General features: G+C 75.3%; 25 protein-coding genes. 9 read left to right on the forward strand and 16 right to left on the reverse strand.

Going from position 1 to position 25,590, the window contains the following annotated elements:
• Positions 1–3 precede the first annotated feature (3 nt).
• From ACSLTV_RS31965 to ACSLTV_RS32010, 10 genes are all read right to left on the reverse strand, one after another.
• Positions 4–318, reverse strand: coding sequence for an SCO5918 family protein (locus ACSLTV_RS31965; protein WP_432133721.1), 315 nt, complete (start codon positions 316–318; stop codon positions 4–6).
• Between the two features lie 53 nt (positions 319–371).
• Positions 372–743 (reverse strand): CBS domain-containing protein, encoded by a 372-nt coding sequence (locus tag ACSLTV_RS31970; protein ID WP_432133720.1) that lies wholly within the window; start codon positions 741–743, stop codon positions 372–374.
• A gap of 42 nt (positions 744–785) precedes the next feature.
• Complete coding sequence (locus ACSLTV_RS31975) at positions 786–2,408, reverse strand: DEAD/DEAH box helicase (protein ID WP_432133719.1); 1,623 nt, start codon at positions 2,406–2,408, stop codon at positions 786–788.
• A gap of 191 nt (positions 2,409–2,599) precedes the next feature.
• Entirely contained in the window at positions 2,600–2,803 is a 204-nt protein-coding gene (locus ACSLTV_RS31980; protein WP_358779709.1) for a cold-shock protein, read from the reverse strand.
• A gap of 434 nt (positions 2,804–3,237) precedes the next feature.
• A complete protein-coding gene (locus tag ACSLTV_RS31985; RefSeq protein ID WP_432133718.1) occupies positions 3,238–3,642 on the reverse strand; it encodes a hypothetical protein in 405 nt (134 codons plus the stop codon).
• 80 nt (positions 3,643–3,722) lie between these two features.
• Entirely contained in the window at positions 3,723–4,370 is a 648-nt protein-coding gene (locus ACSLTV_RS31990; protein ID WP_435613385.1) for a hypothetical protein, read from the reverse strand.
• Entirely contained in the window at positions 4,367–5,905 is a 1,539-nt protein-coding gene (locus ACSLTV_RS31995; protein WP_432133736.1) for an ATP-binding protein, read from the reverse strand. Before ACSLTV_RS31995 ends, ACSLTV_RS31990 begins: the two co-directional genes overlap by 4 nt.
• Positions 5,906–5,973: 68 nt before the next feature.
• Positions 5,974–6,657, reverse strand: a complete 684-nt coding sequence (locus ACSLTV_RS32000) for a response regulator (RefSeq protein ID WP_435613386.1) — start codon at positions 6,655–6,657, stop codon at positions 5,974–5,976.
• A 23-nt stretch (positions 6,658–6,680) separates the two neighbouring features.
• Complete coding sequence (gene murJ / locus ACSLTV_RS32005; RefSeq protein WP_432157518.1) at positions 6,681–8,414, reverse strand: murein biosynthesis integral membrane protein MurJ; 1,734 nt, start codon at positions 8,412–8,414, stop codon at positions 6,681–6,683.
• A gap of 38 nt (positions 8,415–8,452) precedes the next feature.
• Positions 8,453–9,649 carry a lipid II:glycine glycyltransferase FemX gene (locus ACSLTV_RS32010; protein ID WP_432133715.1) on the reverse strand — a complete coding sequence of 399 codons (1,197 nt, stop codon included), beginning with the start codon at positions 9,647–9,649 and terminating at the stop codon, positions 8,453–8,455.
• A 214-nt stretch (positions 9,650–9,863) separates the two neighbouring features.
• Between ACSLTV_RS32010 and ACSLTV_RS32015 the strand changes: the two genes are divergently transcribed.
• From ACSLTV_RS32015 to ACSLTV_RS32055, 9 genes are all read left to right on the forward strand, one after another.
• Entirely contained in the window at positions 9,864–11,135 is a 1,272-nt protein-coding gene (locus tag ACSLTV_RS32015; protein ID WP_432133714.1) for a L,D-transpeptidase, read from the forward strand.
• Positions 11,136–11,363: 228 nt separating this feature from the next.
• Positions 11,364–12,323 carry an SCO2400 family protein gene (locus tag ACSLTV_RS32020; protein ID WP_435613387.1) on the forward strand — a complete coding sequence of 320 codons (960 nt, stop codon included), beginning with the start codon at positions 11,364–11,366 and terminating at the stop codon, positions 12,321–12,323.
• Positions 12,324–12,499: 176 nt separating this feature from the next.
• Complete coding sequence (locus ACSLTV_RS32025) at positions 12,500–13,111, forward strand: RNA polymerase sigma factor (RefSeq protein ID WP_432157515.1); 612 nt, start codon at positions 12,500–12,502, stop codon at positions 13,109–13,111.
• 26 nt (positions 13,112–13,137) lie between these two features.
• Positions 13,138–13,995: a hypothetical protein gene (locus ACSLTV_RS32030; protein ID WP_432133711.1), complete on the forward strand. Its 858-nt coding sequence runs from the start codon at positions 13,138–13,140 to the stop codon at positions 13,993–13,995.
• A 60-nt stretch (positions 13,996–14,055) separates the two neighbouring features.
• Positions 14,056–15,135 carry a YihY/virulence factor BrkB family protein gene (locus ACSLTV_RS32035; protein WP_432133710.1) on the forward strand — a complete coding sequence of 360 codons (1,080 nt, stop codon included), beginning with the start codon at positions 14,056–14,058 and terminating at the stop codon, positions 15,133–15,135.
• 186 nt (positions 15,136–15,321) lie between these two features.
• Entirely contained in the window at positions 15,322–15,906 is a 585-nt protein-coding gene (locus ACSLTV_RS32040) for a sigma-70 family RNA polymerase sigma factor (RefSeq protein ID WP_432133709.1), read from the forward strand.
• On the forward strand, positions 15,903–16,655 hold the full coding sequence (locus ACSLTV_RS32045) for an anti-sigma factor (protein WP_432133708.1): 753 nt from the start codon (positions 15,903–15,905) through the stop codon (positions 16,653–16,655). The genes ACSLTV_RS32040 and ACSLTV_RS32045 overlap by 4 nt, the downstream gene beginning before the upstream one ends.
• 116 nt (positions 16,656–16,771) lie before the next feature.
• A complete protein-coding gene (locus ACSLTV_RS32050; RefSeq protein ID WP_435613388.1) occupies positions 16,772–18,391 on the forward strand; it encodes a molybdopterin-dependent oxidoreductase in 1,620 nt (539 codons plus the stop codon).
• An 85-nt stretch (positions 18,392–18,476) separates the two neighbouring features.
• On the forward strand, positions 18,477–19,136 hold the full coding sequence (locus ACSLTV_RS32055) for a fasciclin domain-containing protein (protein WP_432133706.1): 660 nt from the start codon (positions 18,477–18,479) through the stop codon (positions 19,134–19,136).
• Between the two features lie 71 nt (positions 19,137–19,207).
• Here ACSLTV_RS32055 and ACSLTV_RS32060 read toward each other — a convergent pair whose 3' ends face one another.
• From ACSLTV_RS32060 to ACSLTV_RS32085, 6 genes are read right to left on the reverse strand one after another with little or no spacing between them, the layout of a single operon-like run.
• Positions 19,208–19,945, reverse strand: coding sequence for an alpha/beta family hydrolase (locus tag ACSLTV_RS32060; protein ID WP_435613389.1), 738 nt, complete (start codon positions 19,943–19,945; stop codon positions 19,208–19,210).
• Positions 19,942–20,763 (reverse strand): DUF1295 domain-containing protein, encoded by an 822-nt coding sequence (locus tag ACSLTV_RS32065; protein ID WP_435613390.1) that lies wholly within the window; start codon positions 20,761–20,763, stop codon positions 19,942–19,944. Before ACSLTV_RS32065 ends, ACSLTV_RS32060 begins: the two co-directional genes overlap by 4 nt.
• Positions 20,760–22,082: a class I SAM-dependent methyltransferase gene (locus ACSLTV_RS32070; RefSeq protein ID WP_432157512.1), complete on the reverse strand. Its 1,323-nt coding sequence runs from the start codon at positions 22,080–22,082 to the stop codon at positions 20,760–20,762. Before ACSLTV_RS32070 ends, ACSLTV_RS32065 begins: the two co-directional genes overlap by 4 nt.
• Positions 22,079–23,365 carry a class I SAM-dependent methyltransferase gene (locus ACSLTV_RS32075; RefSeq protein ID WP_435613391.1) on the reverse strand — a complete coding sequence of 429 codons (1,287 nt, stop codon included), beginning with the start codon at positions 23,363–23,365 and terminating at the stop codon, positions 22,079–22,081. The genes ACSLTV_RS32070 and ACSLTV_RS32075 overlap by 4 nt, the downstream gene beginning before the upstream one ends.
• Positions 23,362–24,126, reverse strand: coding sequence for a DUF1365 domain-containing protein (locus tag ACSLTV_RS32080; RefSeq protein WP_435613392.1), 765 nt, complete (start codon positions 24,124–24,126; stop codon positions 23,362–23,364). The genes ACSLTV_RS32075 and ACSLTV_RS32080 overlap by 4 nt, the downstream gene beginning before the upstream one ends.
• A complete protein-coding gene (locus tag ACSLTV_RS32085) occupies positions 24,123–25,427 on the reverse strand; it encodes an NAD(P)/FAD-dependent oxidoreductase (RefSeq protein ID WP_432133700.1) in 1,305 nt (434 codons plus the stop codon). Before ACSLTV_RS32085 ends, ACSLTV_RS32080 begins: the two co-directional genes overlap by 4 nt.
• Positions 25,428–25,590 lie beyond the last annotated feature (163 nt).

Below are 25,590 nucleotides of genomic sequence, written 5' to 3' on the forward strand. Positions count from 1 at the left end.
TCCTCACACCTGCGGTGCGGCGGTTCCCCCCAGCAGCGCCGACGCGGTCCTGAGCGGAGCGGGCACGTCCGCCGGTACGGGCTGGAGGCTCTCGTGGCAGGTGAAGCCGAGGAGGGTCATGGCCCGGACGACTTCCCTGCCGGTGAAGTCGCGGCGGTCCTGCCGGGTGATGACCTGGCCCACCTGCTTGACCGGATACCGGCGGCGGCCGATGGTCACGGACTCACCCGTGACGAGTTCCGGGGTGACGCCCTTCATCGAGGCGAGCACCCCGCTCCTGGACAGCTCGAACGGGTACCGGGCGATGACGCAGCGCATGATGCCTCACAGGGGGAAGGAGGGGTACGGGCCGAGCGGACGGGCGGGGTCGGTCACCGGGCGAGGTTGGACACCCCCGGTGTCCGGTCCGGCCGGCCGACGGCGAGGGGCGCGGGGCGGACGCCCCAGGAGGCGCGCGGCCCGGTGAGGACGTCCCGCAGTCGGGTCCGGTCCGTGTAGGCGGGGCTGTCACGGAGCACGGCGAGCCGGGCCAGGGTGATCAGGCCGGTGCTCTGGTCGTCCCCGTCGCACAGGACGAGGTGGTCGACATGGGCACCGGCCATGAGGGACAGAGCCACCTCGACCGTCATGTCGTCACGGACCCGGGGCCCGGACGAGTCCCCGCCGTCCACCACGTCCCTGGCGTCGGCCACGGGCCTGGTGGTGCGGTCCACTGCCTGGTGCTGCGTCCGAGCCGACGTCATCGAGCCTCCTGCGTGAAGGGGTGGACTGGTGATCGCGTGGTTCTAGGCCGCCGAGCCGTGACCGGTCCGCCGCTGGGGCCTGCGGCGCGCCGCTTCACCGGCGGGACGGCCCTGTCCGGTGTCGCCCCCGCGACCCGCGCGGCCCTCACGGCCCCCGCGGCTTCCGCCGTTCCCGCGGGCCTCGCGTGCTCCGCCGGCCCCGCCGCCCCGGCGACCGCGGCGACTGCGCGACGCGGACGCCCCGCCGCGGGGACGCTCCGCGCTCGGCGTGGTGATGACGACCGGGATGCCGGACGGCGCCTGGGCGCCCGTGATGCGGCTGAGCTCCGCCTCGCCCGAGCGCACCTCGGTGATCCGGGGGGCGATACCGGCCGAGGCCATCAGCCGGCTCATGTCGCGGCGCTGGTCGGGGGTGACCAGGGTGACGACGCTGCCGGACTCGCCGGCGCGGGCCGTGCGCCCGCCACGGTGCAGATAGTCCTTGTGGTCGGTGGGCGGATCGACGTTCACCACCAGGTCGAGGTTGTCGACGTGGATACCGCGCGCGGCGACGTTGGTCGCCACCAGGACCGTCACGTGCCCGTTCTTGAACTGGGTCAGTGTCCGCGTGCGCTGCGGCTGGGACTTGCCGCCGTGCAGGGCCGCGGCGCGGACGCCGCTGCTCAGCAGGTGCTTGGTCAGCCGGTCCACCGCGTGCTTGGTGTCGAGGAACATGATCACGCGCCCGTCCCGCGCCGCGATCTCGGTGGTCGTCCGGTGCTTGTCCGCGTCGTGGACGTGCAGGAGGTGGTGCTCCATCGTGGTGACCGCGCCCGCCGAGGGGTCGACGGAGTGAACCACCGGGTCCGACAGGTAGCGGCGGACCAGCCGGTCGACGTTGCGGTCCAGGGTGGCCGAGAACAGCATCCGCTGCCCGTCCGGGCGCACCTGGTCGAGCAGGGCCGTGACCTGCGGCATGAAGCCCATGTCGGTCATCTGGTCGGCCTCGTCGAGGACCGTGATCGCCACCTGGTCCAGCCGGCAGTCGCCCCGGTCGATGAGGTCCTTGAGCCGCCCGGGCGTCGCGACGACCACCTCGGCCCCGTCGCGCAGCGCACCCGCCTGACGGCCGATGGACAGCCCGCCGACGACGGTGGCGAGCCGCAGGCTCACGGAGCGGGCGTACGGGGTGAGCGCGTCGGTGACCTGCTGGGCCAGCTCGCGGGTGGGGACGAGGACGAGGGCGAGCGGTTGCCGCGGCTCGGCACGCCGCCCGGCCGTTCGGGCCAGGACGGCGAGGCCGAAGGCGAGGGTCTTGCCCGAGCCGGTCCGGCCACGGCCGAGTACGTCACGGCCGGCCAGGGAGTTCGGCAGGGTCGCCGCCTGGATCGGGAACGGCGCGGTCACGCCCTCATGGCCGAGCGTGGCCAGCAGCCGCGGCGGCAGGGCCAGATCGGCGAACGACTCGACGGCGGGCAGCGCGGGCGTGATCGTCTTCGGCGGCGCGAACTCGCCCTGCGCGGCACGCCGCGGCTGTCCGGGCTGCTTGGTCCGTCCGGCCGGCCGACGGCCCTGGCCGCCCTGCCCCTGGCCTTGGCCCTGGGAACGGCGCGGACCGCCGGAGCGGTTGGTGCCGGCGCCCCCTCCTGCGGGGGCATACGAACGAGAGGTGCGGGCACGCTTCATGCGGAGCCTTCCTTGATGGGGCACGCATCAAGGAATTCCCGCAGCAGACGAGTGGCGCAGAGAATCTCGAAACGAGCCTGAGAAAAATGTGAGGGCGGGGTTTTCCTGTCTCCCGCCCGGAAACGAAGCGAGCCGGGGCCCGCACCCCAGAGGTGCGGGCCCCAGCTGCGAAATACGTGTCTGCGCCGGTGTCAGGCAGGAACGATGTTCTCGGCCGTCGGGCCCTTCTGGCCCTGCGCGATGTCGAACGACACCTTCTGGCCTTCCAGCAGCTCACGGAAGCCGGAGGTGGCGATGTTGGAGTAGTGGGCGAAGACGTCGGGGCCGCCGCCGTCCTGCTCGATGAAGCCGAAGCCCTTTTCCGCGTTGAACCACTTCACGGTGCCAGTAGCCATGTCAATCTCCTTAGGAGCCGGTGTCAGGGAACTCGCCGTTTGCGAACTCCGAGTCGCCGCGATGATTGCCCCGTCGGAAATGAACCTGCTGGGAACCACACCTGCAACTGATAACGACAGTAGCACGGCACGACCGGCCCCGCCCGGCCGATAATCCCCACCCGACCGGCGGCCGGGGAATACTCGCCGGACCCCGGATCTATTTCTCATTTCGCGGGAACAGATATTGCGCGTCGCGGGACCGGTGTTTCCTGCCGTGGGCCCCGCCCGCAGGCCTGTGACCTCCGTGGACGGCCGATGCGGGGGTGGCGACCGCCGCGCGCGCGGGCACGGCGGCGGACGCGCGGCGGCGCCGCTTCCGCGAGGAAGCTCACATCCGCCGCCGACCCTGCGTCATCCGCCGCCGCCCCCGAACCCGGCCTCCGCGGCGAACCTCACTGGTCGGAAAAGCCGATGTCCCCGATGGTCCACGCGCTCACGTCCTCCAGCGCGACGCGGTACATGCCTCCCGTGCCCGGGATGCCGAAGCTGCCCTGGAGAATCCGGGCGACATGGAAGTGCAGGTGCGTGGGTGTGCCGGTGGGCTCCGGGCCGGGGCCGGGGCCGTGGCCGTCGTCGAGGTCGCGGCCGTCCGGGGGGCCGGTGAACGCGGCGGCGAACCGCCTCAGTTGCTCGGAGTCGCTCAGGACTTCGGCGACGCGTTCCTTCCACAGGGCTTCAGGGGCCAGCCGTCCGGTGATGACGGCTCCCGGCGTCACCACGGTCAGGGACATCCGGCTGCTGTGCTGCGACTCGACCATCCGGGCGATCGCGACGAGCAGCTCGTCGGGGTGCTTCATGCTTCGGGAGCCTAGCCGGACGGCGGGTGCCGACGCGCGACGGGCACCGAATTCCCGTCGTGCCGGGCCGGATCACCGGCTCAGCCGGTCCCGCCCGGGCGGGTGGTCCGGGCCTGTCGCGCGGGTGCAGTGGGAGGGGCGGCCGGGGCGATGTCGCAGGTCTCGGTCGCGGAGTTGCCGTCCTCGCCCGTCAGATGGACGACGGCCTGGCCGCCGGGATCCTCGTTGTAGGCGATCGTGCAGGTCAGCTGGTGCAGGGCGGTGGTGTCGAGGCCGGCCAGGGGGAGGGGGACGTGGGCGGTGACCTCCCCGGCCGGCGCGGCTTCGACCGTGAGCGGGCCGCGGGGGGTGGCGGTGGGCAGGGCGGTGGTCAGGCCGGCGGCGCTGTCCTCCGGACGGGGGCCGTTGAGCAGGGCGAGTACGGCCTTCTCCGTCGGCACCGGCGGGGTCCCGGCCGCGTTCGGGTCGGTGTAATCGGGGCCGAACCCGGACGACGGCTGGGCCTTCCAGATCACCGGGGACAGCCCGCCGTCGGGGGCGCGGAAGAAGAGCAGCACGTCGTAGCCGTGGTCGAAGAACGCCTGGACGGTGGCGGGGCCGCCCGCCTCGATGACGTCGGTCTCCTGGATGCCGCAGGCGCCGAGGAGCGGCAGCAGCGCCGCCGTCGCGGCGACGGCGGCCGGCCTGGGCCAGCGCGTCCGCACGCGCGGCGTCCGCACCCCTCTCATGCCCCGGCCTCCTCCGCGTGCAGCGGTATCTCCACGGTGAAGACGGCGCCGCCCCCGGGCAGGTTCCCGGCGCGGATCGTCCCGCCGTGCAGCTTCACGTTCTCCAGGGTGATCGCCAGCCCCAGGCCGCTGCCCGCCGACCGGGTGCGGGCCGCGTCGGCCTTGTAGAAGCGGTCGAAGATGTGCGGGAGCGACTCCGGGCGGATACCGGGACCGCTGTCCATGACCTCGGTGACCAGCACCGGCGGGCCCGGGGAGCGGGCCTCGGCACGCAGCCGCACCGTCACGGGCGCGCCCCCGTGCCGCAGGGCGTTGCCCACCAGGTTGGCGAGCACGACGTCGAAGCGGCGCGGGTCGAGCCGGGCGCGCACGCCGTCGGCGAGTTCGGCACGGACCCGGCCGTCGGTCCAGTGCCGGTTGTGGAGGGTCTTGCGGACGGCCTCGGCGACGTCGACCTCGTCGGCGTTGAGTTCGGCGGCGCGGGCGTCGAAGCGGGAGATCTCCATCAGGTCCTCGACGAGCACGGCGAGCTTCCCCGTCTCGGCGCTGACCAGCCGTACCGCCCGCGCGGTGTCGGCGTCCAGGCGGTCCGCGTCCTCGTCGAGGACCTCGGTGACGGCGAGCATCCCGGCGAGCGGGGTGCGCAGTTCGTGTGAGACGTCGGAGGCGAAACGGCGGGCGCGTTCCTCGGCGTCGCGCAGTTCCCGCACGGAGTGTTCGAGTTGGCCCGCCGCCTCGTTGAAGGTGCGGGCCAGGTCGGCCAGTTCGTCGCTGCCGCGCACCGGGATGCGGGTGTCGAGCCGACCGCTGCCCATGCTGCGGGCGGCGCGGCGCAGTTCCCGCACCGGGCGCAGGACGCTGCGCGCGGCGAGCAGGCCGGGAATCAGCGCGATCGCGAGGCCGGGCACGGCGCCGTCCCGGGCCGCGGTCAGGAGCGCCTCGACGTTGACCTGTTCGTCGCTCATCGGCATGACGGCGTAGATGACGAGCCGGCTGGGCACCACGCTGTACGGGCCCGTCTTGAAGACGGTGGGCATGGCGATGGTCAGATAGGGCCTGCCGTCCTTGACGACCCGCTGGAAGCTGCCGTTGGGGTTGGCCAGTGCGGCGCGCCGCAGCTCGGGCGTGATGACGGTGGAGACGGGGTTCTCGCCCGAGGAGGCGCGCACCGAGCCGTACTCGGCGAACACCCACCAGGGGCGCGGCTTGCCCTTGCGGGCGATGTCGCGCAGGACCCCCTGGATGTCGCTCCCCCCGCCCACGGGGAACCTGAAGCCCGTCTGCTGGACCTGGTCGCGGAACGACGAGACGGCGGTGTCCTGGGCGGTCTTCAGCAGCGCGTTGCGCGCCTCGCGGTAGGTCAGCGCGGACGTCGTGCCGGCGCTGACGGCGGCGACCAGCAGGAACGCGAACAGCAGCCGGGTGCGCAGTCCGAACGCCCTGGCCCGCGCCCGGTCGCCGACGGCCGCTCGACCCGGCCGCGCCGCCCCGGCGCCGGGTGCCCGGCGGACCCGGAGCACGGACGGCGCCCGCAGCCGACGGGGGAGGCGGGAGCCGGAGGAGCCGGAGGAGCCGGAGGAGCCGGAGGAGCCGGAGCGGATGGTCACAGCGGTCCGAAGCGGTAGCCGAAGCCGCGCACCGTCTGCACGTAGCGGGGGCGGCCGACCTCGTCCTCGATCTTGCCGCGCAGGCGGGCGACGCAGGCGTCGACCAGCCGGGCGTCGGCGTGGTAACTGTGCTCCCAGACGTGCTCCAGCAGCTGCTGCCGGCTGAACACCTGCTCGGGGGCGGCGCACAGGTGCAGGAGCAGCCTGAGTTCGGAGGGGGCGAGCGGGAGGGGCCGGCCGGCCTTGATGACGGTCAGGCCGGCCCGGTCGACGGCGAGCTCCCCGTGCACCTCGACGGCCGTCCGGCCGGGGCGGCCGTCGTCGATGCGGCGCAGCACGGCCCGGATCCGGGCCTCGATCACCTCGGGGCGGGCGGGCTTGACGATGTAGTCGTCGGCCCCGGCCTCCAGGCCGACGACCACGTCGAAGTCGTCGCCGCGCGCGGTCAGCATGATGATCGGCAGCTGGCTGTGCTCGCGGACCTGCCGGCAGACCTGCACACCGTTCATGCCGGGCAGCATCAGGTCCAGCAGCAGCAGGTCGGGGCGGAACGCGGCCAGCGCGGCGAGGCCGGCCTCGCCGGTCGCGGCCGTCCGTACCTCGTGGCCTCGGCGGCGCAGACCGAGCTCGACCCCCTCGCGTACGGAGGGGTCGTCCTCGATGAGGAGCACGCGGGGCATCGGCGGTTCTCCCTCGGTGGTGGTCAGGACCGGGCCAGTCGGCGGCGGGCGCCGGACAGCAGCGCGTCGAGTTCGGCGAGCCGCAGCGGACGGGCGAGCAGGGCGAAGACGAGCACGACGACGGCCGCGCCGGAGGCCGCCGCGGCCAGGGCGCCCGCCCGGCCGGCCCCGACGGCCGCGAGGTGGCCGAGCACGGTGGCGGGTGCGGCGGCGACCGCCAGCCGGGCGTGCGCGCCGGCCGCCGACGAACGCCAGGGGCGGGCGACGCCGAGCCGACGGCTCAGCACCCGGCCGGTCACCGCCCAGCCCACGCACAGCGCCACCGAGTACGCCGCCGCCATGCCGGTCACCGTCCAGCGGGCCGGGAGCAGCTGCGCGGCGGCCACGGACAGTCCCGCGTTGAGGCTGACGATCACGAGGTTCAGCAGGAACGGCGTGCGGGTGTCGGAGAGCGCGTAGAAGGTGCGGGAGAGCACGTACTGGCCGGACAGGGCGACCAGGCCGGGCGCGAAGGCCATCAGGATGCCCGCCATCGCGGCCGTGTCGGCGGCGCTGGTCCTGCCGTGGCCGAAGACGACGGCCATGACCGGCTGGGCGAGGGCGAGCAGCGCGCAGGCGGCGGGGACGACGGCCGAGGCGGAGACGCGCAGGGCGTGCGAGACGTCGCGCCGCAGGGCGGGGGTGTCGCCGTCGGCGGCGGCCGCGCTCATCCGGGGCAGCAGCGCGGTCACCACCGACACCGTGACGATGCCGTGCGGTACCACCCACAGGACGTAGGCGTTGTTGTAGGCGCCGAAGCCGGGGCCGCCGTCGAGGCCGGCGGTGGTGGCCAGGCGGGTGGTGACCCAGTAGGCGGCCTGGTTGGCGAGGACCAGCAGCACCAGCCAGCCGGCGGAGCGCAGCGGGCGGGTCAGTCCGCTGCCGCGCCAGTCGAAGCGGGGCCGCCAGCGGAAGCCGGCCGCGCGCAGCGCCGGGAGGAGGGCGAGGGCCTGGACGGCGATGCCGGCGGTGGTGCCCCAGCCGAGCACGGCGGTCTCGGTCGCGTCGAGGGTGCCCCTGCCGCCCGTGGTCAGGGCGAGGTACAGGCCGAAGACGGTGATGACGACGACGTTGTTCAGGACCGGCGCCCACATCATCGCGCCGAACCGGCCCCGGGCGTTGAGCACCTGCCCGAGCAGGGTGAACAGTCCCAGGAAGAAGATCTGGGGCAGGCAGTAGCGGGCGAACGCGGTCGTCATGGCCGCCTGCTCGCCGCCGTAGTCGGTGTACGCGTCGATGATCGCGGGGGCCGCCCACACCGCGGCCGTGGTGATCACCAGCAGGGCGGCGACGCACACGGTGACGAGCCGGTCGGTGTACGCGACGCCGCCGTCGTCGTGTTCCTTGGCGGCCTTGACCAGTTCCGGCACGAAGACGGCGTTCAGCGCGCCGCCGAGGAGCAGCATGTAGACGATCGTGGGCAGGGCGTTGCCCACCGCGTAGCCGTCGGCGACCGGGCCGATGGTGCCCAGTGCCGCCGCGACGACGGCCGAGCGGGCGAATCCGGTGGCGCGGGCGACGACGGACCCGGCGGCCATGACGGCGCTGCCGCGCGCGGCGGAGACCGGCACGGCCGCTTCGGCGGGCCGGGGGCCGGCCCCGGAGCCGCCGGCTCCGGCGTCGGGTCCGGCGTCGGAGCCGGCGTGAGCGTCGGGGGCGGGTCCGGCGTGAGTTCCGGCGGCGGGTCCGGTGCCGTGCGGGAGCCGGGGCTCCGGCATGCTCCCGGTGCCGGCCGGCGCCGGGGTCGTCGGCGGCTTCACCGGCGGTTCAGATACGCCTGGAAGGCGCGGTAGAGCGTGTGGTTGGCGCTGCCGCCCAACGGTTTCTCCCATTCCCCCAAGGTCTCGACGACCTGTCCCCCGGTGCCGAGCTTCCACCTCAGCAGCCCGTACGCACGTTCCCCCGGGTCGAGAGTGGAGGGTACCCCGCGCATGTCGTAGACGTCGGCGCCGAGCGCGTGGGCGTCCCGCAGCATCCGCCACTGCAGGGCGTTGGACGGCCGCACCTCCCGGCGGTGGTCGGCCGAGGCGCCGGTCTGGTACCAGACCCGCCGGCCCACCGTGATCATGGTGTGGGCGGCGAGGATCTCACCCCGGTGCCGGGCGAGGTAGAGCCGCATCCGGCCCGGCTCCTCGGCGTTGAGGACCGCGTACTGGCGCTCGTAGTAGGCGAGCGAGCGGCCGAGCCGGAAGCCGTCGCGGCGCTCGGTGAGACCGAGCAGCCGGTAGAACTCGGGGAGTTCCGCGGCACTGCCGACCACCACCTCCACGCCCTCCTTCCCCGCGCGGCGGACGTTGCGCCGCCACTCCTGGTTGAGCCCGGACCACAGGTCGTCGGTGGTGCGCCCGGCGAGCGGCACCCGGAAGACGTGGCGCGGCTGGGCGTCCCCGTCCGCCTCGGTGCCGTCCCCGCCGCAGCGGCGCCAGTCCCGGGCCCGCAGCCGCTCGGCGACGGCGGTGCCGAGCGGGTCGACCTCACTGGCGAGGACGTCGCCGAGGCGGCGGCCGGGGCCGGCGAGCGGCTTCAGCCGGGCGGCGTCCCAGCGCCGGTAGGCGGGCGAGGGGCCGATGCGCACGGCGAAGGCGCCCGCGCGGCGCAGGTGCTCCAGCAGCGGATCGAGCCAGCCGTCGACGTCCGGGTCGGTCCAGTCGGCGACGGGCCCCTCGGGGAGGTAGGCGAAGTACTTGCGGGTGCCGGGGAACTGCCGCAGCAGCACCAGCGCCACCCCGGTCAGTTCCCCCGCCTCGGGATCCGGCCCCCAGCCCAGCAGCTGGGCGCGCCAGCCCTGCTTGACGTCGGCCCACGAGGGGCACTGCAGGAACCCGGCGCCGAGCGCCGCGCCGGCGGGGGACGACAGGAAGGCCCGGTACGTCCGGGCGGTGACGGGACGCAGGGCCATGTCCCCGTCCCCCGCCGGGCGCGTACGGCCGGGCGGCACGAGCAGCGCTGACACAGTGAGCCTCTCCTTCTCCCCGGGCCGGTCGCGGGGACGCACTGGATGCTCACAGCGGCCCATGACCGCTCCGCGCGGTGAATGTGACCGGACCATGACCGTTCCTCACCAGTCGCCGTCACATCGCTCCATGGCGGCTGACCTCGGGTTTTCCGGGCCTACAGTCACGGCATCGCCGTCCCGATCCGCTTCTCGCCCTCACCCGGAGGCCCCGTTGCCCCGCAACCGCGTACCCGCCCCCTCCCCCGCCCGCGACCGCGTCCCCGCCCGGGTCCGCACCCGGGTCCGCACCCGGGTCCGCGTCCGGGCCGCCGTCGTCGCGGCGGCCCTGCTGGCCCCGCTGGCCGCCTGCTCGTCGGGCGTGTCCGACGGCGGCTCCTCCGGCGGCTCCGGCCGCGGGGCGGGCCCGGACGCCGGCGGCCGCCCCGTCACGGTCACCGTCACGCCCTCGGGGCAACGGGCCCCGGCGGGCCGGCCGGTGACGGTCAGGGCCGCGGGCGGCACGCTCACGTCGGTGACCGTCACCGACGCCGAGGGCCACGGGCTCGCCGGCAAGGTCGCCGCCGACGGCCGGTCGTGGACCTCCGACCGCAAGGCCGCGCCCGGCACGGCCTACACCGTGGCGGCGGCGACCCGCGGCGAGGGCGGCACCGCCGGGAGCACCACGTCCTCCTTCACCACCGCCCCGGCCGACAAGGTCAACAAGGTCGACTGGCGGCCCGGCGCCCACTCCACGGTCGGCGTCGCCCAGCCGCTCTCCCTGGTCTTCGACAACCCGGTCACCGACCGGGCCGCGGTCGAGAGGCAGCTGAAGGTCACCACGTCGGACGGCACCGGGGGCTCCTGGGGCTGGATCCGTGACTGGTCGGGCCGGGACCGGGTGGACTGGCGGCCCGAGCAGTACTGGAAGCCCGGCACGAAGGTCACGCTGAACGCAGAGCTGAACGGCACCGACTCGGGCCGCGGCGGCTGGTTCGTCCGCGACTACACCACCAGCTTCACCGTCGGCGCCCGGCAGGTCGTCAAGGTCGACCTCGACAGCCACCGGCTCACACTCGAACGCGACGGCCGGACCGTGCGCCGCATCCCGGTGTCCGGCGGCACGCCCGGCGGCGACAGGCGCTCCTGGCGCGGGACCGCGGTCCTCATGGCCAAGGAGGGCACGATCAACATGAACTCCGAGACGGTCGGCCTCGGCGACGCCTACGACAAGATGGTCGACTACTCGATGCGCCTGACCTGGTCGGGGATGTACGCGCACGCCGCCCCGTGGAACGCCGCCCACTTCGGCCGGGCCAACCACAGCTCCGGGTGCATAGGGATGAGCGACGCGGACGCGGCCTGGCTCTACGGCCAGGTACGGCCGGGCGACCCCTTCGAGATCACGGGCGAGGACACCAAGGGCGTGGTCGCACCCGGCAACGGCTTCGGCGCCTGGAACCTCTCCTGGACCGAGTGGCAGGGCAGGAGCGCGCTGCACGGCTGACGCCGGGCGGGCTTCCCGGCGGGGCCGGCCACGGGGCGCGCCGCACCGCGCGTCGATCGCCACCGCCCCCGCGGTCCGCCCCGCCACCGCGCCCGGGCAGGGAATCTGCGCAGGAGTCGCACAGGGACTGCACACAGCCGTTCGAAAGGCTCGTTAGCGTTGCTGGCCGCGCCTCTCCGTACGGGTCCGTACGGGCGTGACCAGGCAGTCGACCCAGGAAGACCGCAGATGGACTACTGCTCCACATGTCGTCGGCACCTCAACGGCGCCCTGGTGTGCCCGGGGTGCGGGGCGTACGCCCCGGACATCGCGCCGCCGGTCGTCGTCGAACGCCCCGGCCCGGACCGGTCCGCCGGTGCGGCGCCGACGGACGCGTTCCCCGCCGCGCCGCCCGCCTCGCCGCCCGCCGCGTGGGACGGCGACGGGTTCGCCGCGGACGCCGGGGACCTGACGGAGCGGGAGCGGTCGTCCCCCGGCGGCCACGCCGGCACCGCGGACGCGCCGTCCGCGCGGCCGGGCAGGGCGGCGCGCCGCCGCCAACTGGCCCGTCTGAAGAAGCACCAGCGCCGGGCCATGGTCGCCACCGCCTTCGCGCTCGTCGGCGGCGGCCTGTCGGTCGCCACCCTGGACCGGGACACCACCGACCGGGCCCAGGCGGCCACCGCACCGGACGACCGGACCATGGGCGGTACCCGGGGGCCGCTGGAGGAGGAGCCCGACCAGCAGGCGCCGTCCGCCGCCCCGCGCACCGCCCCCGAGGACGGCACGCCGGCCGCCGGCCCGGCCCCGCGGGGGCCCGCACCAGCCACCCCCGCCGCCGGTGCCCCGGCGGCCCGGCCGGACACCGCCGCCGCGCCCCGCACGCTCGCCGCGCCGGAGCGGCGGTCGGGCACCGACGCGTCCTCAGGCACGTCGGCGAACACGTCCGGGGCGTCCGGTACGTCGGCCACGTCGTACGCGTCCGGCGGGGCGAGCGCGGGCGACGGCGCGGGTGCGGGCGGCACGGACGGCACCGCGGGCACTACGGGCACCACGGGCACCACGGCGTCCAGCGGCTCGGGTACCGCGGCCGAGCCGGCCCCCGACCCGGCGGCCGGAGGCACCGAGTCGGGCACCACCGGCACCTCGCCCGCCACCGCGACGACATCCCCCAACCAGCTGTGCCTGCTCGGGCTGTGCCTCGGCTGACCGGACCGCGCCGCCTCCCGCCACGGTGAAGGACCGAACCTCCGTTCCCCCACGCACCCGCCGACCGGGCCGCCCGGCCTCCCCGGGAGGTGTGCGGAGCCCTCGACCGCTTGGGCGGTCCGTCCAATGTGCCTTACTCTGCCGGGCGTTGGCGGATCGACGGGGGACGGACGCACATGAGACGTGGACGACTTGCCGGCCAGGTCCCGGCCGACGACGTGGAATTAACCTCGGCGGTGATCCGGGCGCAGAACGGCGACGAGGCAGCGTTCGCCACCCTGTACCGGCGGCTCCAGCCGGCCCTGCTCGGCTACCTGCGCTGCACGGTGGGCGAGGACGCGGAGGAGATCGCCGCGGCGGTCTGGCGGGAGATCGGCCGTGACCTGACCCGGTTCCGCGGCGACGGGCCCGGGTTCCGCGGCTGGACGGCCTGCGTCGCCCGCCGCCACGCGCGCGAGCGCTCCGGGCGTGCCACCGCCGCCTCCCGCCACCCGGCGGGCCCCGGCGGAACCCCGCACCACGCCCACTGCGACGACCGCTCCGACGGGCGAGCACCGTCCGCCGCGGCGGCCCGGGACCTGATCACCGCGCTGCCGCCGGCCCAGGCCGAAGCCGTCCTGCTGCGGCACGCCGTCCAGCTCGACGAAGCGGCCACCGCCCGCGTCATGCGCCGGCCCCGTGCCGTCGTACGGCTCCTGGAACGCCGCGGCCTGCGCAGACTGGCCCGCGCGTCCGGCCCGCGCGCGGCGGTGCCGGAGGCCGCGGAGAGGCTGGGGGAACCGAGTTGAGCATCCACAGGAACGGAGGCGAACCGTTGAGTGGCGAGACCCACCGGTCCACGGCCGCCCGGCGGTCCGGAGCCTCGGACGACGCCGGCCGCGCGGACAGCTCCGAGGAGTCGCCCCTGCTGGAGCGCACGGCCGAACGGATCGCGGCGGCCCTGCGGCGACAGCCCGTGGACGACGCCGGGGAGCAGGCGGCGGTGGCCGCGTTCCGCAGCGCGCGCCTCGCGGCGACGAAGCCCTCGTCCGGCCGCCGTCAGGACGACTGGCGCCCGCGAACCCGCAGACAGCGCTGGATGCGGGGCGGGACCGCCGCCCTCGCGGCGACGACCCTGCTGGGCGGAGTGGCCGTCGCCTCCATCGGCGTGGGGGACGCCGGGCGCGAGGCGCCGCGCGCGGCCGGCGGCCCCGCTCCGAGCCGGACACCCGCGCCCCCGGCGGGCGACCGGGGAGGCGCCCCCGCCCCCGCGCCCGGCACGACCGCCTCCTCTCCTCCCCGCGCGCCCAGCCCCGGCGCGGGCGCCGGCGTCGGCCCCGGCGCGGACATCGAGGCCCACTGCCGCGCCTACGAGCGGGTCGAGGGACGCGGCCACGCCCTGGACGCCCCGGCGTGGCAGCGGCTCGTCCGGGCCGCGGGCGGCGCCGAGCAGGTCGCGGCCTACTGCGCCGGGGTGACCGACGCGGCCGGGGACCCCGGCCCGACCGGGCGCGGCGAACCGACGAAGAGAGCCAGGCCTACGCAGGCGGCCGAGCCGGGGCAGGCGGACCCGCCGGGGAAGCCGGACGAGCCCGGGAAGGGCGACCAGCAGGCGAAGGAGAAGAAGGCGAAGGAGGCGAAGGAGAAGTCGGCCGCGGCGGACGAGGAAGCCGTGCCGCAGCCGCACCACTGACCGTAACTCCCTTGCCACACAAGGGGTATGAGAATCGCCTCGCCGGGATACCCGAAAGGGATGACTCGGCTGCCGCACCCCGGAGACAAGCACCGTCGCAGGCGTCACGAATCCGCCGACGAATCCGCCGACGGATCCGGCGGCACGGGCGAGGAGCGGTTCGGTCCGGCTCCGGAGGTGGAGCGGCGGGCCCCCGACACACCCGCCGACCTGCCCGCGCGGTCCTGGGGCGCCGTACTCGTGGGCACCCTGCGGGAGTTCGCGCACGACGAACTGGCCGACCGGGCGGCGGCGCTGACGTACTACGGAATCCTGTCCCTGTTTCCCGCCCTGCTGGTGCTGGTGTCGCTGCTCGGGGTCATCGGCCGGTCCGCCACGCGGCACGTCATGGAGAACGTCGAGCGGATCGCGCCCGGTTCGGCCCGCGACATCATCACGCGGGCGGTCGAGGAACTGCAGGGCAACGCCGGCGTCGGCTCGCTGATGGCCGTCGCCGGTCTGGCGCTCGCGGTGTGGTCGGCGTCGGGCTACGTGGCCGCGTTCATCCGCACGGCCAACGCCGTCTACGACATGCCGGAGGGCCGCCCCCTGTGGAAGGTGCTGCCGATCCGGCTGGGCGTGACGGTCGTCCTGCTGGTGCTCGCCGTGGTCAGCGCGCTGATCGTCGTCTTCACCGGTGATCTGGCCCGTCAGGCGGGCACCGCGCTGGGTGTCGGGGACTCGGCGCTGACGGTGTGGGAGATCGCCAAGTGGCCGGTGCTCGTGGTCCTGGTCGCCGTCATGATCGGGATCCTGTACTGGGCGGCCCCGAACGCCAAGGTGCGGGGCCTGACCTGGATCACCCCGGGCAGTTTCCTCGCCCTGCTGCTCTGGCTGGCCGCCTCCGCCGGCCTCGCCTTCTACGTCGCCGGCTTCGCCTCCTACAACAAGGCCTACGGCACCATGGCGGGCGTGGTCGTCTTCCTGGTCTGGCTGTGGATCGGCAACCTGGCGATCCTGCTCGGCCTGGAGTTCGACGCCGAGGCCGCGCGGCAGCGGGCGGTGGCGGGCGGCCACCCGGCTGACCGGGAACCGTACGCCGCTCCGCGGGACACCCGGGCGTGGGACGAGCAGGACCGCCGCCGGCTGGCCGGCCCCTGACCCGGCGCGCGGCGGGGACCGCTTCGCCACCGGTTCCCGCGGACGGCCGCCGTGGCCCCGCCGCGGGTGCGCGCCGCGGCGGTACCCTGCGCGTTCGGCATCCCGACGGCCGGTACCGGCGACCAATCCGCCGCCGAGGCTGGACCGGATTACGTCCGGAGATGTCCTGACCTCGGAGGCCGCCCTGTGAAAGAAGCCGTGCACATCGGCACGAACCCCTCGTCGGAACCGGATCTTCAGGAGCTGGTGGGCCGGGTGGCCCTGGGCGACGAGGAGGCGTTCGCCGCCGTATACGACGTGGTCGCCGGGCCCGTCCTGGGTGTCGTGCGCGCCGTCCTGCGGGACCAGGCGCAGACGGAGGAGGTCGCCCAGGAGGTGCTGGTGGAGGTGTGGCGCACCGCGCCGCGCTACCGCGCGGACCGGGGGACGGCCATCAACTGGATCCTGACGCTGGCCCACCGCCGCGCTGTGGACCGGGTGCGGTCGGTGGAGGCCGCGGCGGCCCGGGACCACAAGGCCGCCCTGCTGGACCGGACACCCGAGTTCGACGAGGTGACCGAGCAGGTCGAGGCCCGGCTGGAGCGGGAGCAGGTGCGGCGCTGTCTGCGCACGCTGACCGAGATCCAGCGCCAGGCCGTCACCCTCGCCTACTACCGCGGGCTCACCTACCGCCAGGTGGCGGAGGCGCTGACGCTGCCGCTGGGCACCGTGAAGACCCGACTGCGGGACGGGCTCATCCGTCTGCGCGACTGCCTGGGGGTGACCGCATGACGACGGCCGATCCGCACCACCTGACGGGTGCCTACGCCCTGCACGCGCTGTCCGACGAGGAGGCCGTCGTGTTCGAGCGGCACCTCGCGGGCTGCGAGGCGTGCGCGCGCGAGACCGCCGAGCTGTCCGCCACCGCGGCCCGGCTGGGGCTCGCCGCCACCGTGTCACCGCCCGCCGCCCTGCGCGAGCGGGTGCTGCGCCGGATCGGCAGCGTCCGGCAGCAGTCGCCGGGCGGGGCGGCGGCGGGCCGCCCGGGCCGGGCCCGGCTGCGCGGCCGTCCGCTGTACCGGTGGGCGCTGGCCGCCTGCCTCGCGGCGGCCGCCGCGCTGGGCGGGACGGCGGTCTGGCAGCACGAGCGCGCCGAGGACGCGCTCAGCCAGGCGCGCGAGGCGGAGCGGACCAGGCAGGAGATCGCCGCCGTGCTGGCCTCGCCGGACGCCCGGACGCGGGCCGCCGTGCTCGGCGACGGTTCCACCGGTGCCGTGGTCGTCTCCCGCAGCAGGGACGAGGCGGTGTTCGTCGTGTCGAACATGCCGCATCCGCCGAGCGGCAAGGTGTACCAGCTGTGGTTCAACGACGACGGCCGCATGCGGTCGGCCGGCCTGATGGACCCCGGCCGGAGCGATCAGGCCGTCCTGCTGCGGGGCTCCCTCCGGGACGCCTCGGGCATGGGCGTCACGGTCGAGCCGTCCGGCGGTTCCGAGGAGCCGACCTCCGAACCGGTCGCGCTGCTGCCCTTCCCCACGTGACCGGCGGCCTATTCAGGTGATCCGTAGCGGAATCCGGCGCGGATTGGTCCGAGAATAAATTCCATCCGATCGGGTGTCGGACCAATCCGCGGTCCGTCCGGGGCCGGATTCCCCACGTGACGGACGACAGGAAGAAAGCGCCAGTATTCCCCGGCGGGCTACGGCCGGCGGCCGGCGCGGTCGGCGGTCTGGTCGCGGGATTCGCGGCGCTCGCCGTGGCCGAGCTGGTGTCGGCGGCCGTCCGTCCGCAGGCGGGCCCCGTGATCGCGGTGGGCGGTGCGGTCATCGACCGCACACCCGCCGCGCTGAAGAACTGGGCGATCCGGAATTTCGGCACCTCCGACAAACTGGTTCTCCAGGCCGGAATTCTGCTGCTGCTGGCTCTTTTCGCACTGACCCTCGGAATTGTCGCCGTGCGTTTCCGGTTCGCGGGCGCCGCGGGTGTCCTGCTTTTCGGGGCGGTCGGCGCGGCGGCGGCTCTGAGCCGGCCCGACGCGAGCGGCCCGGCCGACGCCCTGCCCTCCGTGGTGGGCGCGTCGGCCGGGGCGGTGCTGCTGTACGTCCTCGCGGGCCGTCTGCTCCCCCGGTCGGCGGGCGCCGGCTCCCCGGCCGCCCCCGAGGACACCGGCGCCCCGCGCGGGCCGGACTGGGACCGGCGCGGCTTCGTGGTCGCCGCGTCCGCCGCCGCGGCGGCGTCGGTGGGGGCCGGGGCCCTGGGCCGCGCCCTGAACGGCGCGCGCGGACGCGACGCGGTCGCCTCCCGCGACCGGCTCGTGCTGCCGGCGCCGGCCTCGCCCGCACCCGCGGTGCCCCGGGGCGCCCGGGTGCCGGTGCCCGGGGCCAGCCCCTTCATCACCCCGAACGCCTCCTTCTACCGGGTCGACACCGCCCTGGTGGTGCCCAGGGTGGACGCCACCGCCTGGCGGCTGCGCGTCCACGGCGAGGGCGTACGGCGTCCGCTCACCCTCTCCTTCGACGATCTGCTGCGGCGGGACCTGGTCGAGCGGGACATCACGCTGACCTGTGTGTCGAACGAGGTCGGCGGCCCCTACGCCGGCAACGCCCGCTGGATCGGCGTACGGCTGGCCGAGGTGCTGGCCGAGTGCGGGGTCGTACCGCCGTCGCGGGGCGGCCCGGCCGACCAGCTGGTGGCCCGCTCGGTCGACGGCATGACCCTCGGCAGCCCCGTCGAGGACGTCATGGACGGCCGGGACGCGCTCCTCGCGGTCGGCATGAACGGCGAACCGCTGCCCTTCGCGCACGGCTTCCCGGTCCGCATGGTGGTGCCCGGCCTCTACGGGTTCGTGTCCGCCTGCAAGTGGATCGAGGACATCGAGCTGACCACGTTCGAGTCCTACGACCCCTACTGGGTCGAGCGCGGCTGGGCCCGGCGGGCACCGGTGAAGACCCAGTCGCGCATCGACACGCCCAAGCCGTTCGCCCGCCCCGCGGCCGGCACGGTCATGGTCGCCGGGGTGGCCTGGGCGCAGCACCGGGGCGTCGACAAGGTCGAGGTCCGCGTGGACGACGGGCCCTGGCGGACCGCCGACCTCGCCGCCGAGGACAGCCGGGACACCTGGCGCCAGTGGTCCCTCCCCTGGCGGGCCACCGCGGGCAGCCACACCCTCACCGTCCGGGCCACCGACCGCACCGGCCGGACGCAGCCCGAGGAACGCACCCGGACCATCCCCGACGGCGCCGCGGGATGGCACTCCGTGGTCGTGACCGTCGAGTGACCCGCCACCTCAAGCCACCTGCCCCTCGATCCACCTGCCCCCTATGAACGCGGCAACCGCCGCCCTCACCACAGGAGAAACACACATGAACACGCGTATCCGCCGTACCGCCGTCACGCTGGCCGCCGCGGCCGTTCTGCCGCTCGCCCTGACGGCCTGCTCCGACGGCGGCGACGACTCCGCCGCGTCCGACAGCTCGACGAAGGCGGCCGCGTCGGCCCCGGCCGCCGACGGGAGCATGGCCGGCTCCGACGGTTCCGCCGCCGTGGACGCGCCCTTCGGGCCGGCCTGCTCGGCGGTGCCGCAGGACGGCGCCGGGTCCTTCGACGGCATGGCGAAGGACCCGGTGGCCACCGCCGCCTCCAACAACCCCGCGCTGTCCACGCTGGTGACGGCGGTGAAGAAGGCCGGGCTCGTCGACACCCTCAACAACGCGCAGAACATCACCGTGTTCGCGCCGACGAACGACGCCTTCGCGAAGATCCCGAAGGCCGACCTGGACGCCGTCCTCAACGACAAGGAGCAGCTGACCAAGATCCTCACGTACCACGTGGTGGGCCGGAAGCTGGCGCCCGCCGACCTGGAGAACGGCTCCTTCGAGACCCTGGAGAAGTCGAAGCTGACGACCTCCGGCTCCGGCGAGTCGTACACCGTGAACGATTCCGCGAAGGTGGTCTGCGGCAACGTCCGGACGGCCAACGCCACCGTGTACATCATCGACACGGTGCTGATGCCGGCCGCCTGACCCGCGGGCGGAGCGGACCGCGAGAAGGGGCCGGGGCGTGCGCCCCGGCCCCTTCGTCCCGCCGCCGTCGGTCACAGGACCGGAAGCCGGCCCGGCCGGTAGGCCTCCGCGGGCAGCGGGTCGGGGCAGTCGGCCGGGTCGAGCAGGTGGGCGACGACGGAGGCTGCGGTGTCGTGCCAGAAGCGGTGCCGGCGCAGCATCGCGTGGTCGCCGTCGCGGACCACGGCCATCGCCGCCCGGTCCGCGGTGTCCCGCGCGCGCCGCACGCACTCGGCCGAGGCGGCGGGCGAGGTGACCCGGTCGCGTTCTCCGTGCAGGACGACGACGTCCCGGCCCGCCAGCTGCCGCACCGGCTCACCCGGCGGCCACCAGGGCGCCAGGGCGAGCACCGCGCGCACCTGCGGATGGCCGGCGGCGTGCAGGGCGGCTCTGGCCCCCATGGAGTGGCCGACCAGCACCGTGGGCACCGGCCCGGCCAGCTCGGCCAGCCGGCGCAGCGCGTCGAGGGTGTCCGGCAGGGGGTCGGCGCGGGCGTCGTTCCAGCCGCGCAGCCGGTAGCGCACCTGGGCGAGCAGGACGTCGTCGTGGGGCAGGGCGGCCGCGATCGCCCGGTGGAAGGGGCGCATGCGCAGCCCCGCCAGGTGCCAGGGCCGGGAGGGGCTGAGGCCGGTGGCGCGCCCGCCGTGCAGCAGCAGCACGGCGGCCCGGGGCCGGGCCGGCAGCACACGCGGCACCAGGGGGTCGGCGGCGGGGGCCAGGTACTCGTGGTCGTTGCGCCGCACGGCGCGCTCCTTCCGGACGACGGTCACGGACGGCCGCCCACCGCTTTCGCCTTCGGCGGGCGCGGGAAGAAACCGCTGGTGCGGGCCGCGTACGCGGACCAGCCCGGCCGGTCGCGCATGTGCTCCTCCAGCAGGCGCTTGCCGCTGCCCTGGGTCAGCAGCGCGCTCATGACCAGCGGGGACACCACCGACACGGCGGCCGCGGACAGCGAGTCGCAGGTCAGCAGGAACAGGCCCCACCAGACGCAGAAGTCGCCGAAGTAGTTGGGGTGCCGGGTCCACGACCACAGGCCCCGGTCCATGATCCGGCCGCGGTTCGCGGGGTCGGCCTTGAAGCGGGCCAGCTGGGCGTCGCCGACCGCCTCGAAGGCGAGCCCGACCGCCCACAGCGCCGTACCGGCCCAGACGACGGGCGTCAGCCCGCCGGGCACGTACTGGGCCGCCTGGACGGGCAGCGACACCAGCCACACCAGGGCGCCCTGCAGGAGGTAGATCTTCCGCAGGGCGTAGAGGTTCCGGCTGCCGGGGGACCTGGCGAGCATCTTCTCGTAGCGCGGGTCCTCGCCGTGGCCCCGGCCGCGCCGCGCGATGTGCACGGCCAGCCGCAGCCCCCACACGGCGGTCAGGGCGGTGACCAGGACCCGGCGCGCGAGGTCGCCGTGGCCCGCGGAGGCCGCGAGGGTCACCACGGCGACGGCGGTGAAGCCGGCACCCCAGGCGACGTCCACGATCCGGTGCAGTCCCCGGCGCACGGCGAGCGCGAACGTGGTCAGCATGACGGCGAGCGCCGCGGCGGCGGCCCAGCCGAGGTTGAGGGCGAACGCGCCCCACGGGAAGGAGTTCACGACCGGTCCAGCCCTTCGTACCAGGTGTGCGTGACGGCCGGCATGCCGCTGTCGCCGCCGGGGCCGGGGCGCACGCTCAGGATCTGGTCGACGCCCATGCGGCCCTCCTCGAACGCCAGCGCCGCGCCGACCAGGTAGAGCCGCCACACCCGTGCGGTCTCCTCCCCGACCAGCCGGACGAACGCCGGCCGGCGCTCCTCCAGGGTGCGGTGCCAGGCGGTGATCGTGCGGACGTAGTGCTCGCGCAGCGACTCGGCGTGCCGGACCTCCAGTCCGGCCTCCTCCAGCAGCCCGGTCGTCTCCCCGAGCGGACGCATGTGCATGTCGGGGGCGATGTACGCCTCGATGAACGGCCCGCCGCCGGGCGCGTTGCGCCCGCGCGACATCTGCTGCACCAGCACCCGTCCGCGCGGCCGGACGAGCCGGTGCAGGGCGGCGGCGAAGGCCGGGTACTCGGCGTCGCCGACGTGCTCGCCCATCTCGACGGTGGCGACGGCGTCGTACGCCCCGCCCGCGATGTCCCGGTAGTCCTGGCACACCACCTCCACCCGGTGCCCCAGTCCGCGCTCGCGCACCCGCTCACGGACGTACGCCGCCTGTTCCCGGGCCAGCGTCACGGCGGTGACCAGCGCCCCGTGCCGCTCGGCCGCGTGCAGCGTGAGCGAGCCCCAGCCGCAGCCGATGTCCAGCAGCCGGGCGCCCGGCTCCAGCGCGAGCTTGCGGCAGATCAGCTCCAGCTTGGCCCGCTGGGCGCCGGCGGGGGTGGCCGCCCCGCCCGTCCAGTAGCCGCACGAGTAGGCCATGGTGTCGTCGAGGAGCAGTTCGTAGAAGGCGTTGGACAGGTCGTAGTGGTGGCTGACGGCGGCCCGGTCGCGCGCCCTGCTGTGCAGCCCGCCGCGCAGCCTGGCCTGGGAGGCGGGCGTGGCGGGCGGCGGGCCCAGCACGCCCAGCCGTACGGCGGTGGCGAGCGCGCGGACCCGGTCGGCGGGCGTCGGGCGGGGCAGGTGCGGTCCCCGCTCGCGGGCGGCGGACCACATCACCCGCAGCGCCTCGGCGAGGTCGCCCTCGACATCGAGCTCACCGGTGACGTACGCCTGTGCCAGGCCCAGCTCGCCGGGTTGCCACAGCAGCCGGCGCAGCGCGCGCCGGGACCGTACGACGACCACGGGGCCGTCGGCCGGTCCCGTCTCGCTGCCGTCCCAGGCGCGCAGCCGGACCGGGAGGGGCCCGCCGAGCGCGTCCCCGGCGAGGGCGGCGAGCCGGTGGGCGGCGCCGGGTCGGGCGGCGCCGGGTCGGGTGGCGGCCTGCGGAGCGGTCATCGTGCGCGGTCCTCCTTGGTGAGCAGGAACTGCTGGACGTCGAGGTAGCCGGAGCGGAAACCGGCCTCGGAGTAGGCGAGGTAGAAGGTCCACATGCGGCGGAAGGTCTCGTCGAAGCCGAGCGCGGCGACCTCGCCGGCGCGCTCGGTGAACCGCTCCCGCCACAGCCGCAGCGTCTCGGCGTAGTGCGCGCCGTACGCGTCGCGCCCGGCGACGGTCAGCCGCGTGTGGTCGCGCACGCTCTCCTCGACGGCCCGCACGGACGGGATCCGCCCGCCCGGGAAGACGTACTTGTGGATCCAGGTGAAGGAGCCGCGGGTGGCGAGCATCCGCTCGTGCGGCATGGTGATGGCCTGGAGCGCCACCCGGCCGCCCGGTGCCAGGCGCTCGTCGAGGGTGCGGAAGTACACCGGCCAGAACTCGTCGCCGACGGCCTCGACCATCTCCACGCTGACGACGGCGTCGTACTCGCCGCGCGCCTCGCGGTAGTCGCACAGTTCGACCGAGACCCGGTCGGTGAGACCGGCCGCGCGCACGCGTTCGCGGGCCAGCAGCCGCTGTTCCCGGGAGAGGGTGAGGGAGGTGACGCGGGCGCCGCGCGCGGCGGCGCGCAGGGCCAGCTCGCCCCAGCCGGTGCCGATCTCCAGCAGCCGGGTGCCCGCGCCGACGCCGGCCAGGTCGAGCAGCCGGTCGATCTTGCGGTGCTGGGCCGCGGCCAGCAGGTCCCAGCTCGCGGGGAAGCCCCGGAACAGGGCGGACGAGTAGCTGAGGGTGTCGTCGAGGAACAGGGCGAACAGGTCGTTGGACAGGTCGTAGTGGCGGCTGATGTTGGTGCGGGAGCCGTCGGGGGTGTTGCGCTCGCCCTCCGGCCGGCGCGCCGCCCACAGGGGGCGCAGCCGCTGCAGCGGGGCCGGGACGAGGTCGGCGGTGTGCGCGGCGAGCACCGTGAGCGCGGCCACCAGGTCGGGGGCGTCCCACTCGCCGGCCATGTACGACTCGCCGAAGCCGACCAGGCCGTGCGCGCCGATCCGGGCGTGGAACGCCGCGGGGTCGCGGACCTCAAGCAGCGGCCCGCCCAGGCCGACGGTGCGGGCGCCGGCCGGGTCCGGGCCGGCGAACCGGGCCCGCAGCGGCAGCCGCCGCAGGGCGCGCCGGACGACGGCCCCGGTCACGGCGGTGCGGGGCCACGAGGCCCGGGGGACACCGGCCACGTCCGGCCAGCGGGCGGGGTCGACGGCGACGGCGGACCCGTGCGGGGCGATGCCGGGCTCTGCTGTCCTCATGTCACGTTCTCCGGGGTGCGGTGGTCGTCGGGTCGGGGCTGGACGGGCAGACCGCGCAGGTAGAGGCGGATGCCGTGGAAGCGGATCGCGGCCGCGGCGACGAGCGGGGCCCACGGGTGGCGCAGCGCCAGTCGCAGCAGCGCCGCCGGGGTCGCCGGGCGCCGGGTGCCGCTCACGGTCGCGGTCAGGGCCCGGCCCTCGCCGCGGTCGAGGTGCACGGCGAGGTCGAGGTGCCGCCCCGGCGGGGGCAGCCGCATGCGGTAGCGGCCGTCGACCGGGAAGAACGGCGAGACGTAGAACCGCTTGTCGGTGTCGGCGCGCCCCGCCTCGTCCGGGCGGAGCAGGTAGGCGTGGCGGCCGCCGTACGTGTTGTGCACCTCGGCGACCACGCAGCGCAGGTCGCCGTCGGGGCCGTGGCACCAGTAGAGGGTGAGCGGGTTGAAGACGTACCCGAGCACCCGGCCGTGGGTGAGCATCAGCACCCGCCCGCCGTCCAGGCGGACGCCCCGCTCGGCGAGGAAGGCGTCCAGTGCGGCGCGGATCGAGGGCCGGTCACCGGTGAAGTGGTCCCGGGGGTCGAACCGGGCCAGCGGCCGCAGCGGGCGCGGCAGCCGGGGCGGCCGGTCGGGGTCGACCAGCCACAGGTAGGTGCGGTGCCGCAGGACGTACCGCCGGGGCGCGGTGCGCACGTGGGTGATCGTGCACGGGTAGAGGGCGGGCACGGCGTCCGCGGGGACGGCCCGCGCGGGCACGGCGCTCACCACACCACTCCCAGCGCGGCGGCGGCCTCGGCGCCGGACCGGCAGCCGTCCTCGTGGAACCCCCAGCCGTGGTAGGCGCCCGCGAACGCGCAGACGGCGCTGTTCAGCTCGGGCAGGCGGCGCTGGGCGGCCACCGACTCCGGGGTGTAGACGGGGTGTTCGTACACCATCCGCGCGAGGACCCGGCCGGGGTCGACCCGGTCGTCGCCGCCGAGGGTGACGACGTACGTCTCGGCCGCGTCGAGGCGCTGAAGCCGGTTCATGTCGTAGCTGACCCGCACCCGGTCGGCGCCCGCCGAGCACGACGGCATCAGGTAGTTCCAGGAGGCCCGCGCCCTCGCGGCGCGCGGCAGCAGGCCGGTGTCGGTGTGCAGGAGCGTGGAGTTGCGCGAGTAGCGGAACGCGCCGAGGAGGTCCTTCTCCAGCGGGGTGGCGTCGGGCAGCAGCCGCAGCGCCTGGTCGGGGTGGACCGCGATCACCACCGAGTCGTACGAGCGGGTCGTCCCGTCCCCGGCGGTGACGTCGGCGCCGTCCGCGTGGCGCCGCACGGACCGCACCGGGGTGGCGGTGCGGACCTCGCCGATCCGCTCGGCGACCCGGTCGACGTACGTGCGCGAGCCGCCGCTCACGGTGCGCCACACCGGCGAGCCGCCGACCGACAGCAGCCCGTGGTGCGCCAGGAAGCGGAACAGGTAGGCGGCAGGGTAGCGCTGGGCGGTCGCGGCGTCGCAGGACCAGACGGCGGACACCAGCGGCGTCATGAAGTGGGCGCGGAAGTAGCCGGAGAAGCCTTCCCGGTCCAGGAAACCGCCCAGCGTGAGGTCGTCCTCGGCGCCCCCGTCCAGCAGCCGCCGGGCCGCCCGGTGGAACGCGGGAACCTCCGACAGCAGCCGCAGGTACCGGCCGTGCAGCAGGTTGCGCGGCCGGGCGAACAGGCCGGCCGGGCCGCGGGCGCCGGCGTACTCCAGGCCGCACCCCTCGCACCGCACCGACATGCTCATCTCGGACTCCCGCGTCGCCACGCCGAGCTCGTCGAAGAGCCGCAGCAGACGCGGGTAGGTGCGGCGGTTGTGCACGATGAACCCGGAGTCGACGCGGTGCGTCCGTCCGTCGCGCTCCGAGGTCAGCTCATGGGTGTGGGCGTGTCCGCCGAGCCGGTCGTCCGCCTCGTAGAGGGTGACGTGGCGGGTGCGGGCCAGGATGTGGGCGGCGGTCAGCCCGGCCACCCCGGCCCCCACCACGGCCGTACGCCGCGCCTCCCGTCCGGTTGTCTGCGACGCCCCCGGAGACGTGCGCGTCATGGTCTCTCCTCCGCGGCCGGAATCAGGGCTGTCACCTGTGATCCGGAGCCGCTCGGGCACCGGATTGGCCATGGCTCGATCCTTCCGCCCGCGGCCAGGTGCGCGGCGCGCCCTGGCCGGCCGTTCGACACGTCTGCCTTATTTGTCCATTTTCCGGTATTAC

The organism is Streptomyces sp. bgisy159, from assembly GCF_965341775.1.
GTDB lineage: Bacteria > Actinomycetota > Actinomycetes > Streptomycetales > Streptomycetaceae > Streptomyces.